10 protein-coding genes are annotated in these 11,446 nt (G+C 73.9%); 9 read left to right on the forward strand and 1 reads right to left on the reverse strand.

Features of this window, described 5'->3' with window-relative positions:
• Nucleotides 1–7: 7 nt before the first annotated feature.
• From ACWEMJ_RS27865 to ACWEMJ_RS27885, 5 genes are all read left to right on the forward strand, one after another.
• Nucleotides 8–772 carry an ABC transporter ATP-binding protein gene (locus ACWEMJ_RS27865; RefSeq protein WP_452139890.1) on the forward strand — a complete coding sequence of 255 codons (765 nt, stop codon included), beginning with the start codon at nucleotides 8–10 and terminating at the stop codon, nucleotides 770–772.
• A complete protein-coding gene (locus ACWEMJ_RS27870) occupies nucleotides 769–3,606 on the forward strand; it encodes an FtsX-like permease family protein (protein WP_452139891.1) in 2,838 nt (945 codons plus the stop codon). The genes ACWEMJ_RS27865 and ACWEMJ_RS27870 overlap by 4 nt, the downstream gene beginning before the upstream one ends.
• An 84-nt stretch (nucleotides 3,607–3,690) precedes the next feature.
• On the forward strand, nucleotides 3,691–5,088 hold the full coding sequence (locus ACWEMJ_RS27875) for a dipeptidase (RefSeq protein ID WP_452139892.1): 1,398 nt from the start codon (nucleotides 3,691–3,693) through the stop codon (nucleotides 5,086–5,088).
• A gap of 66 nt (nucleotides 5,089–5,154) precedes the next feature.
• Entirely contained in the window at nucleotides 5,155–6,096 is a 942-nt protein-coding gene (gene nudC, locus ACWEMJ_RS27880) for an NAD(+) diphosphatase (protein WP_452139893.1), read from the forward strand.
• A 211-nt stretch (nucleotides 6,097–6,307) separates the two neighbouring features.
• Nucleotides 6,308–7,081: a GntR family transcriptional regulator gene (locus ACWEMJ_RS27885; RefSeq protein WP_452139894.1), complete on the forward strand. Its 774-nt coding sequence runs from the start codon at nucleotides 6,308–6,310 to the stop codon at nucleotides 7,079–7,081.
• A 34-nt stretch (nucleotides 7,082–7,115) separates the two neighbouring features.
• On the opposite strand, the gene ACWEMJ_RS27890 is transcribed toward ACWEMJ_RS27885, so the two are convergent.
• Nucleotides 7,116–7,367, reverse strand: coding sequence for a mycoredoxin (locus ACWEMJ_RS27890; protein ID WP_452139895.1), 252 nt, complete (start codon nucleotides 7,365–7,367; stop codon nucleotides 7,116–7,118).
• 168 nt (nucleotides 7,368–7,535) lie between these two features.
• On the opposite strand from ACWEMJ_RS27890, the gene ACWEMJ_RS27895 reads away from it, so the two are divergent.
• From ACWEMJ_RS27895 to ACWEMJ_RS27910, 4 genes are all read left to right on the forward strand, one after another.
• Nucleotides 7,536–9,833: an ATP-dependent DNA helicase UvrD2 gene (locus ACWEMJ_RS27895; RefSeq protein ID WP_452139896.1), complete on the forward strand. Its 2,298-nt coding sequence runs from the start codon at nucleotides 7,536–7,538 to the stop codon at nucleotides 9,831–9,833.
• A gap of 159 nt (nucleotides 9,834–9,992) precedes the next feature.
• Nucleotides 9,993–10,412 (forward strand): hypothetical protein, encoded by a 420-nt coding sequence (locus ACWEMJ_RS27900; protein WP_452139897.1) that lies wholly within the window; start codon nucleotides 9,993–9,995, stop codon nucleotides 10,410–10,412.
• Between the two features lie 171 nt (nucleotides 10,413–10,583).
• A complete protein-coding gene (locus ACWEMJ_RS27905; RefSeq protein ID WP_452139898.1) occupies nucleotides 10,584–10,949 on the forward strand; it encodes a WhiB family transcriptional regulator in 366 nt (121 codons plus the stop codon).
• Nucleotides 10,946–11,356, forward strand: coding sequence for a hypothetical protein (locus tag ACWEMJ_RS27910; protein WP_452139899.1), 411 nt, complete (start codon nucleotides 10,946–10,948; stop codon nucleotides 11,354–11,356). The genes ACWEMJ_RS27905 and ACWEMJ_RS27910 overlap by 4 nt, the downstream gene beginning before the upstream one ends.
• Nucleotides 11,357–11,446: the final 90 nt, after the last annotated feature.

Here is an 11,446-nt window from a genome sequence, read left to right on the forward strand (position 1 = left end):
GGGAGCGATGTCCGAACAACTCAAGCCGGCCCAGCCGGTTCTGCACCTGGACCAGGTGAGCCGGGTGCACGGCCACGGGGCGGCCGAGGTGCACGCGCTGCGCGCCGTGGACCTGAAGGTGTACCCGGGGGAACTGGTCGCCGTGATGGGGCCCTCCGGCTCCGGCAAGTCCACCCTGCTGACCCTGGCCGGCGGCCTCGACAGCCCGAGCGGCGGCCAGGTGCTGGTCGAGGGCACCGTGCTCGGCGGCCTCGACCGCAAGAAGCTCGCCGCGGTCCGCCGCCGCTCCGTCGGCTACGTCTTCCAGGACTACAACCTGATTCCGGCCCTCACCGCCGCCGAGAACATCGCGCTGCCCCGCGAACTCGACGGCATATCGGCCCGCGCCGCCCGCAAGGAGGCGCTCGCCGCCCTGGAGGAACTCGGCATCGCCGAACTCGCCGACCGCTTCCCCGACGACATGTCGGGCGGCCAGCAGCAGCGCGTCGCCATCGCCCGCGCGCTGATCGGCGACCGCCGCCTGGTGCTCGCCGACGAGCCCACCGGCGCCCTCGACTCCACCACCGGCGAGTCCGTGCTCGCCGTGCTGCGGGCCCGCTGCGACGCCGGCGCCGCCGCCATGATGGTCACCCACGAGGCCCGGCACGCCGCCTGGGCGGACCGGGTGGTGTTCCTGCGCGACGGCCGGCTGGTCGACGAGACCGCCCGGCAGGACGCCGGCACCCTGCTGGTCACCGCCGCCGCCAACGCGCGCAAGGACGGGGACCAGTGAGGCTGACGGCGTGGCGGGCGGCCCTGCGGATCGCCCGTCGTGACGCCATGCGCGCCAAGGGCCGCAGCGCCCTGGTGGTGGCGATGATCGCGCTGCCGATCCTCGGCGTGGCCGGCGTCGACGTGGTCGCCCGCAGCGCCCAGCTGGAGCCGAGCGAGCGGGTCGCCCGCGCGATGGGCACCGCCGACGCCCGGATCGAGATGGCGCAGCGCGGCGAGACCGTGTTCCAGGCGCCCAACCCCGACGACGAGTCCCAGACCGGCAGGTCGACCCCCGACGGGAAGCAGCGCGAGAAGACCGCCGAGGAGAAGCGCAGCGCCGACACCGAGCCCGCCGACCTGATCAAGGAACTGCTGCCGGCCGGCGCCAAGCTGGTGCCGATGCCCGCCGGGCCGCGCACCACCGCCACCACCAAGGACGGCCGGATGACGGTGCAGGTCACCGAGGCCGACCTCGCCGACCCGGTGTGGCACGGCATGCTGAACCTGGTCCGCGGCACCGCCCCGGCCAAGCCGAACGAGATCGCCGCCACCCAGGAGTTCCTGGACCAGTCCGGGCTGCGGCTCGGCGACGCCACCGCGGTCCGCGGCCTGGAGTCCAAGCCGTTCACCATCACGGGCGTCGCCGAGATCCCCGCCGAGCTCAAGCGCGCCGAGCTGTTCGCCGCCCCCGGCAGCGTGATCGCGCCGCTGGCGCAGGCCGACCCGGAGCGGGCCGGCGAGGTCGGGCGCGCGGCCTGGCTGGTCCAGCTGCCCGCCGGAGCCGCCGCGCTGGACTGGCCGAAGGTGGTGGAGCTCAACAAGTACGGCTTCCTGGTCAGCGCCGAGGCCGTCCTGCTGGACCCGCCCGCCCGTTCCGAGGTGCCGCTGTACCAGCTGCCGGGCCGGGTGGACTACGGCGGGGTCAACAAGGTGACCCTCGCGATCGCCGCCACCGTGGTCGGCATGGCCCTGCTGGAGATCGTGCTGCTGGCCGGCCCGGCCTTCGCGGTCGGCGCCCGCCGTTCGCGGCGCCAGCTCGGCCTGCTCGCCGCCGGCGGCGGCGACCGCGGGCACGTGCGCGCCGTGGTGCTCGGCGGCGGCGCGGTGCTGGGCGTCACCGGCGCCGTGGTCGGCCTGGTGCTGGCGATCGGCCTGGTCGCGGTGTTCCAGGACAACGCCGAACAGTTCGCCGGCCGCCGCTTCGGACACTTCGACCTCCAGCCGCTCGACCTGCTGGCGATCGCCGCGGTCGGCCTGGTCACCGGCCTGCTCGCGGCCGTGGTGCCCGCCGTCCAGGCGGCTCGGCAGGACGTGGTGGCGGCCCTCACCGGACGCGGCGGCATCAAGCCCGCCAGCCGGATCGTGCTGGTGATCGGCCTGATCATGGTCGGCGGCGGCGCCACCCTGGCGCTGGCCTGCGCGGCCACCGGCACCGCCGTCACCTACGGCCTGCTCGGCGGCTCGGTGATCGCCGAGATCGGCATGCTGCTGTGCACCCCGATGCTGATCGGCCTGTTCGGCCGGCTCGGCCGCCACCTGCCGCTCAGCCCGCGCCTGGCGCTGCGCGACTCGGTCCGCCACCGCGGCCGCACCGCCCCGGCGGTGGCCGCCGTGATGGCGGCCGTGGCCGGTGCCGTCGCCGTGGGCATCTACACCGCCAGCAGCACCGAGCAGCAGCGCCGCGACTACCAGCCGTCGGCGCCCGCCAACACCGTCGCGCTGTTCGCCGGCTGGGGCCCGACCGCGGACCAGAGCCGGCTGCCGCTGATGCGCGACGTGGTCGAGGGCAGCATGCCCGGCCTCGGGGAGCGCGCCGACGTCTTCGACCTGACGCAGGCCGGCAAGTGCGGGCCCGGAGCGCCCTGCGGCTACGCCCGCGCCGTGCTGCCGGAGTCCAAGCGCTGCCCGGCCGACGACGCCCGCAGCCCCGAGGAGTTCGAGCGCCTGCACAACGACCCGCGGTGCGTGGTGAACCGGGACCGGAAATCGTTCCAGATCAGCATGTTCGGCGACACCCTGGTCGGCGACGCGGCCCTGCTGCACAACCTGTTCGGGGTCCGCGACCAGGCCGTCGAGAAGGCCCTCGCCGAGGGCAAGGCGCTGGTGTTCCGCCCCGGGTACGTGGAGAACGGCAAGCTCGACGTGCAGGTCACCGAGGCCTTCGACCAGAAGGCGATGAACTCGGGCGTCCCGTACGAGCCGAAGACCAGCCACGTCCTGGTGGACGCGGTGGAGGTGCAGGCCCCGACGGTGTTCGGCACCGCCATGATGACCCCGCAGGCCGCCGCGAAGGCGGGCCTGGGCACCCGGGAGGCCGGCTCGCTCTGGCTGCCCGCCGCCGAGCCGACCGACAAGGCGTACCAGAAGGCGAACGGCTCGCTCGCCAAGCTGGACGACAACGCGACGCTCATGCTCGAACGGGGCTTCCACCCGGACGTCGACCTGATCACCATCGGCCTGCTGGTGTTCGCCGGCCTGGTGGCGCTCGGCGCGGCCGGCATCGCCACCGGCCTGGCCGCGGCGGACTCCCAGCAGGACCTCGCCACGCTGGCCGCGGTCGGCGCCAGCGGCGGCATCCGGCGCCGGCTGTCCGGCTTCCAGTGCGGCGTGATCGCCGCGATGGGCGCGGTGCTCGGCCTGCTGTGCGGCGCCGTCCCGTCCATCGCCCTGCGGATCTTCGAGGCGCAGGACCGGGCCAGGTGGATGATGCCCGGCGAGGAGGCCCCCGACGCGGTGATCGCGATCCCGTGGACGGAGCTGGCGGCCATGGTGGTCGGCCTGCCGGTGCTGGCGGTGCTGCTCGCGGCGCTGCTCACCCGGTCGAAGATCGCGCTGGGCCGCCGGGCCGCCTGAGGCCCGGCAGGGGGAGGGTGACCGTGCTCACGGCCGGGGGAGGCCGTGGGCGCGGACCCACTCGGGCGAACTAAAGTCGTCCGTATGACGAAAACCCCGGACAGCGCCGTCCGCTCCTACATCGACCAGCACGAGGACGCCTTCCTGGCCGACCTCGCCGACTGGCTGCGCATCCCGTCCGTCTCCGCCGATCCCGGCCGGGCCGGGGACGTCCGGCGCTCCGCCGAGTGGCTGGTCGAGAAGCTGCGCGCGACCGGCTTCCCGGTCGCCGAGGTGTGGGAGACGGACGGGCTGCCCGCGGTCTACGCCGAGTGGCCGTCCGGCGACGAGGGCGCGCCGACCGTGCTGGTCTACGGCCACCACGACGTGCAGCCCGCCGCCAAGGCGGACGGCTGGGACACCGAGCCGTTCACGCCCACCGTGGTCGGCCGCCGGCTGTACGCGCGCGGCGCCGCCGACGACAAGGGCCAGGTGTTCTTCCACACCCTCGGCGTGCGCGCCCACCTCGCCGCCACCGGCCGCACCGCGCCGGCCGTCAACCTCAAGCTGCTGATCGAGGGCGAGGAGGAGTCCGGTTCGCCGAACTTCGGCGCCCTGGTGCGCCGCGAGGCCGCCCGGCTGGCCTCCGACGTGGTGATCATCTCCGACACCGGCATGTGGTCCGAGACCACCCCGACCGTGTGCACCGGCATGCGCGGCCTGGCGGACTGCCAGATCGACCTGTACGGCCCCGACAGCGACATCCACTCCGGCTCGTTCGGCGGCGCCGTCCCCAACCCGGCCGACGTGGCCGCCGCGCTCGCCGCCGGCCTGCACGACGCCGACCGCCGCGTCGCGGTTCCCGGCTTCTACCAGGGCGTCGTCGAACTCACCGAGCAGGAACGGGAGTTGTTCGCCGAGCTGCCCTTCGACGAGGCGCAGTGGCTGAAGGTCGCCAAGTCGTACGGCACCCAGGGCGAGGCCGGCTACAGCACCCTGGAGCGGGTCTGGGCCCGGCCGACCGCCGAGGTCAACGGCATCTGGGGCGGCTACACCGGCCCCGGCGGCAAGACCATCGTGCCGGCCGAGGCGCACCTGAAGCTGTCCTTCCGGCTGGTCGCCGGACAGGAGGTGGAGAAGGTCCGGGAGGCCGTCGCCGCCTGGGTTTCCGAGCAGGTCCCGGCGGGCATCCGGCACGAGATCGTCTTCCCGGGCGCGACCCGCCCGTGCCTGACGCCGCTGGACCACCCCGCCCTGCAGTCCACCGTCCGGGCGATGGGACGGGCCTTCGAGCAGAAGATCCTGTTCACCCGCGAGGGCGGTTCCGGCCCGGCCGCCGACCTGCAGGACGTGCTGGGCGCGCCGGTGCTGTTCCTCGGCATCTCGGTGCCGTCGGACGGCTGGCACTCGATCAACGAGAAGGTGGAGCTCGACCTGCTCCGCAAGGGCGTCGAGACCTCCGCGTACCTGTGGGGCGACCTCGCGGAGAACTTCCGCCCGTGAGCGCGCGTCCCGGAGCGACACCGCACCTGCCGCACTGCCCTACCGAAGCGACCGAAGCGAACGGGGATGGACGAGTTGAGCAGCGCCCCTGACACCAAGCACCTCGCGCTGGCCCGCGCCGGGGTGGACCGGGCGGCGCACCGCCGGCTGGACGAGCCGTGGCTGGCCGCGGCCTGGAGCCACCCCACCACCAAGGTGCTGCCGATCGCCGGCGGCGAGGCGTTCGTGGTGGACACCGGCAGCGGCACCGAACTGGTGCTGCTGCCCTCCTTCGAGGCCCCGCAGAACGGCGACCGGTACTTCCTGGGCACCGACGACGACGGCGTGCACCACTTCGCGCTGGACTGCGAGTCGCTGCCCGGCCGACTGGACGGCGACGCCCGCCCGGCCGGGCTGCGCGAGGTCGGAGCCTCGCTCTCCGACCGGGACGCCGGCCTGCTGGTGCACGCCGTCGCCCTGGAGCACTGGCACCGGCTGCACACCTTCTGCTCCCGCTGCGGCCACCGCACCGAGAAGGCCGGCGCCGGCCACCTGCGCCGCTGCACCTCCTGCGCGGCCGAGCACTACCCGCGCACCGACCCGGCGGTGATCATGCTGATCACCGACGACGAGGACCGCTGCCTGCTGGGCCGGCAGGCGCTGTGGCCGGAGGGCCGCTGGTCGACGCTGGCCGGGTTCGTCGAGCCCGGCGAGTCGATCGAGCAGGCGGTCGGCCGCGAGGTGCTGGAGGAGGCGGGCGTGCGGGTCGCCGACGTCGAGTACGTGGCCAGCCAGCCCTGGCCGTTCCCGTCCAGCCTGATGCTCGGCTTCCTGGGCCGGGCGCACCCCGACGGCACCGGGATCACGGTGGACGGCGAGGAGCTGTCCGAGGCCCGCTGGTTCAGCCGGGAGGAACTGCGGGCGGGCATGGAGGCCGGCGAGATCCTGCCGCCGTCCGGCATCTCGATCGCCCGCCACCTGGTCGAGCTCTGGTACGGCGAACCGCTGCCGGCGGCCGCCCGCTGGTGACCTCGGCCCGGCCCACGGGGGCGTGCGGACTGGTTCCGCGCGCCCCCGTGGTGCTCCTGCCGAACAGGGCGGAACATGGCGGTCCGTCGCACCCGGCCGGAGCCGTTCGAATCTCCTTCGGCAGGTCCCGCCGGGTTTCCCGAACAGACGCCGCCCCGGCCGCTCACCGTTCGGCTGAAATGCCATGAAAGGCCTGGCTACATTCGCTCGCGTGACGCCCCATACCACCTCACCCCCGCCCAAGTACCAGCGCCTCGCCGCCGACCTCCGCCGCCGCATCGACGCCGGCGAATGGGAGGGCGACGGCCGGCTCCCCGTCGAGAGCGAACTGGGACAGCAGTACGCGGTCGCCAGAAACACCGTCCGCCTGGCCGTCGACGTCCTGGTCAACGAGGGCCGGGTGGTCCGCGTCCAGGGCAAGGGCACCTACCTGCGCCGCCGGACCCGGCACGACCACCGCGTCCACGCCCGCCCGCACCGCCGCGGCGTCCTCCCCTCCAGCAGCGAGGCCTACGCCGCCGAGGCCCGGGCCGCCGGGCTCGACCTCAGCTTCGAGTACGAGGTGTGGGCCGTCCGGGCCCGCCGCGACATCGCCGACTGGCTCGGACTCCAGCCCGAGGACGCCGTCATGATGCGCCGCCAGCTCTGCCTGGTCGCCCGCGAGCCCTACGCCATCGAGGACAGCCACTACCGGCCCGGACTGGCCGACGGCACCCCGCTGATGGAGGACCTCCCGGCCCCCGGCGGCGACGAGCGGACCCTGGCCGACCTCGGCCGCACCGAGACCACCGCCACCGACCACCTCACCGCCCGGATGCCCGACCCCGTCGAAGCCGCCTGGTTCGGCCTCGGACCCGGCGTGCCGCTGCTCGTCAACACCCGCGTCACCCGCGACCGGCGCGGCCCGATCCGGGTGGTGGAGACCCGCTACGCCGCCGACCGCGCCCGACTGCTCTACGAACTGGGCGAGGCCCCGTCCCCCTGAGCGGGACGGGGCCTCGACGGGCGCTCGGGGCGGATCAGACCAGTGCGGCCTGGACCTGGCGCAGGCTCGGGTTGGTCATCACGCTCTGCTCGCCGGAGGCGCCGACCACCACGACCGTCGGCACCGTCTGGTTGCCGTCGTTCACCGACTCCACGTAGGCCGCCGAGGCCGGGTCCTGCTCGATGTTGACCTCGGTGTAGGCGATGCCCTCGCGGTCCAGCTGGCTCTTGAGGCGGTTGCAGTAGCCGCACCAGGTCGTGCTGTACATCGTGACGGTGCCGGACATGGTGAGGGACTCCTTCGATCGACGGGCGGGGCGGTGCAGCCCCCCGGTCGAACGCCCGGCGGACCGCCCCCATTCCGGGACGGACAACAGTGGGACGATCCGATCATCCGAGCCCGCCTGTGGACAACACCGTCCGCACTGTCCGGCACGCCTGCGAGGATGGAAGGCATGCAGGACGACCTCCCCGGCCTCGGCGGCCCCAGCACGCAGCACCGTTCCGACGGCTTCGCCCCCCTCGGGGCGGACGCCGTGCTGGCCGGACTCGACCCCGAACAGCGCGCCGTGGCCACCGCCCTGCACGGCCCGGTCTGCGTGCTGGCCGGCGCCGGCACCGGCAAGACCCGGGCCATCACCCACCGGATCGCCTACGGCGTGCGCAGCGGGGTCTACCACCCCGCGCAGGTCCTCGCCGTCACCTTCACCGCCCGCGCCGCCGGCGAGATGCGCGGCCGGCTGCGCCAGCTCGGCGCCGAGGGCGTCCAGGCCCGCACCTTCCACGCCGCCGCGCTGCGCCAGCTCCAGTACTTCTGGCCGCGCGCCATCGGCGGCGAGGTGCCCCGGCTGCTGGAGCGCAAGGTCCAGCTGGTCGCCGAGGCGGCCGGCCGCACCGGCCTGCGCGTCCAGCGCACCGAACTGCGCGACCTGACCGCCGAGGTCGAGTGGGCCAAGGTCACCCAGGTCGTCCCCGACGACTACCCGGCCGCCGTCGCCAAGTCCGCCCGCGAGGCCCCGCGCGACCCGGCCGAGATCGCCCGGGTCTACGCCGCCTACGAGCGCACCAAGCGCGAACGCGGCCTGATCGACTTCGAGGACGTCCTGCTGCTCACCGCGGCCATCCTGGAGGACCGGCCGGAGATCGCCGAGCAGGTCCGCTCCCAGTACCGGCACTTCACCGTCGACGAGTACCAGGACGTCTCCCCGCTCCAGCAGCGCCTGCTGGAGCAGTGGACGGGCAGCGACGGCGGCGCCAGCCTCTGCGTGGTCGGAGACGCCAGCCAGACCATCTACTCCTTCACCGGCGCCACCCCGGACTACCTGCTGGACTTCCGCCACCGCCACCCCGGGGCGACGGTGGTCAAGCTGGTCCGCGACTACCGCTCCACCCCGCAGGTGGTGCACCTGGCCAACGGGCTGCTCTCGCAGGCCCGCGGCCAGGCCGCCCAGCACCGGCTGGAGCTGGTCTCGCAGCGCGAGGCCGGCCCCGAGCCGGTCTACCGCGAGTACCAGGACGAGCCCACCGAGGCCGAGTCCACCGCCCGGCTGATCCGCGACCTGCTCGGCACCGGCGTGCGGGCCAGCGAGATCGCCGTGCTGTTCCGCACCAACAGCCAGTCCGAGGTGTACGAGCAGGCGCTCGCCGACCTCGGCATCTCCTACCAGCTCAAGGGCGCCGAGCGGTTCTTCGAACGGCCCGAGGTCCGCGAGGCCGGGGTGCTGCTCAAGGGCGCCGCCCGGGCCGCCGACGACCCGCTGACGGCCGGCGCGCCCGACCTCGCCGCCCAGGTCCGCGCGGTGCTGGCCACCCGCGGCTTCTCCGCCACCGCCCCGGCCGGCTCCGGCGCGGTCCGCGAGCGCTGGGAGTCGCTGAACGCGCTGGTGCGGCTCGCCGAGGAGTTCGAAGCCGCCCGGGCCGCCGCCGGCGAGCGGGCCGACCTGGCGTCCTACGTCGCCGAGCTCGACGCCCGGGCCGCCGCCCAGCACGCCCCCGCCGTCGAGGGCGTCACGCTGGCCTCGCTGCACGCCGCCAAGGGCCTGGAGTGGGACGCGGTGTTCCTGGTCGGCCTGAGCGAGGGCACGCTGCCGATCATCTACGCCAAGACCGACGAGCAGGTCGAGGAGGAGCGCCGCCTGCTGTACGTCGGCGTCACCCGGGCCCGGCGCTTCCTCACCCTCTCCTGGTCGCTGTCCCGCTCCCCGGGCGGCCGCGCCTCCCGCAAGCCCACCCGCTTCCTGGACGGGCTGCGCCCCGGCTCCTCCGGCCCCGCCGCGCGCGGTCGGGGCGGGCGCGGCGGCGTGGAGCCCGGCGCGGAGCGTTCGGCCGCGCGCCGGGCGCGCGGCCCGGTCAAGTGCCGGGTCTGCGACCGCACCCTGACCGACGCCGTCGAGCGCAAGCTCCGCCGCTGCGAGGGCTGCCCGTCCACCATGGACGAGGCGCTGTTCGAGCGGTTGCGCGAGTGGCGCTCGGCCCGCGCCAAGGAGCAGAGCGTCCCGGCCTACGTGGTGTTCACCGACGCCACCTTGACGGCCATCGCGGAGGACGTGCCGGGCAGCCTCGCGGAGCTCTCCAGGATCTCCGGGGTGGGGGCCATGAAGCTGGACAAGTACGGCTCCGACGTGCTGTTGTTGTGTGCGGGGGAGAGTCCGGAGCTCGTGGGGGAGCCCGCCGGGGAGCAGTCGCAGGACTCACCCGGGGACGAGGCCGCCGAGCAGGCCGAGAACTCGCCGGAGAACTCGCCGGAAAAATAGTTTGCGCGCCGCGTGTAAGGCGCAATAGCCTGCCGGAGCGGTCAAGGGGACGAGACCGCAAACGCTCGCAGAGGGCTTGTTTCTGCGTGCGCGACCATCAACCAGATATCGGAGCCCGGGGGACTGGGCACCGCGAGACGCCGAGAGGAGGCGAGTTCAGTGTCGACGAAGACGATCATCAAAATGACCGACCCGATGTCCACCCTCGCCATGCCCGCGCGCGCCCTCGTGCCGGGTCTGGGTCTCGACGTGGCCGGCGGCAACGCCGGAGTCCTGCTGGTTGCCGAGCACTGCCTTGTCAGTGGTCGTGGCAATGCTGAGGGCACCCGTGTCGAGGTGGCTTCGTCCCGTGACTGGTCCATGTTCGGCGGCGGCGTGACGCTGTCCGACGAGCGACCGACCAAGGCACCGAAGGCAGTAGCGGCAGAAGCGGCCCATGGCCGCTATGCGGCGGTCGGCGGTGCCGGAGTCGAGCAGAAGCAGCAGCAGATCATTCTGGCCACGGCCGCCGTTCGCGGCGCCGATGCCGTCCGGAAGCAGGCTTTCCGCGGGCCTGGACCCTGGAGCGAACGACCCTGACGCAACCCGTCAGGGCGGTGCCTCCAGGGCCGCGGAAACCCAGCCACCGGGTTCCGCGGCCCTTCTGTTTTGTCCGGTACGCAAGACCCACCCAGGCCCCACGGGGCCTCCGGCCGAACTCGAACAACGAGCCCGGCCGGATCCACCAAGAAGACGAGGAAGACGCCCACAGTGTCCACGGTCATCACACCGCCGCCCCTCCCGTCCGTACCCGACAAGACCGTCAAGGCCGACCAGGCCGACCCCCCGGAGGTAACACTCATGCAGCTCACCGCCATCGACGAGGCCGACTCGCTCGGGCAGACCATCCCGTGCCGGGCCTTCGACCCGGAGGTCTTCTTCGCGGAGACGCCCGCCGACGTCGAGTACGCCAAGTCGCTGTGTGGCACCTGCCCCGTCAAGGCCGCCTGTCTCACGGGCGCGCTGGAGCGCCGCGAGCCCTGGGGCGTCTGGGGCGGCGAGCTCTTCGTCCAGGGCGTCGTCGTCGCCCGCAAGCGCCCCCGTGGCCGTCCGCGCAAGACCGAGGTCATGGCGTGAACCCCGCAGCCATGTCCCGCACCGAGGGTGCAGCCGTCCGCAGGGGAGAGCAGCCCCCGCTGGACACCGCACTGCGCGACTCGGTACGCCTCGCGGCCGCCAAGGCCGACGCCGAACTGTCCCGTCCCTTCCCGACCACGCACCACGAGCAGGACCACCACATGAACCCCGCCGGCATCGATCCCACCGTCCGCTCCGAGCAGACCACCGAACTCCAGATCCAGAACAGGACCCTTGAGATGAATCTCCTCCAAGAATCCCTGGCGCGTGCGCATATGCAGGAACGCCTCCACGAGGCCGAGGAGCAACGCCTCGGCCTGCGGGTGATGCGCGCGGCGCGACTGCGCCGCAAGGCCGAGCAGGCCTCCATGCGCGCCCGCAAGGCCCTTGCCGTCGCCCTGATGTGACGGACGCCCCACCTCCGCCGGCCGGCCCCGCGCCCACGCCGGTGAGCGATCCCTGAACGCCGATGGCCGACTCCCCGCCGGGGAGTCGGC

The organism is Kitasatospora sp. NPDC004531 (genome assembly GCF_053602195.1).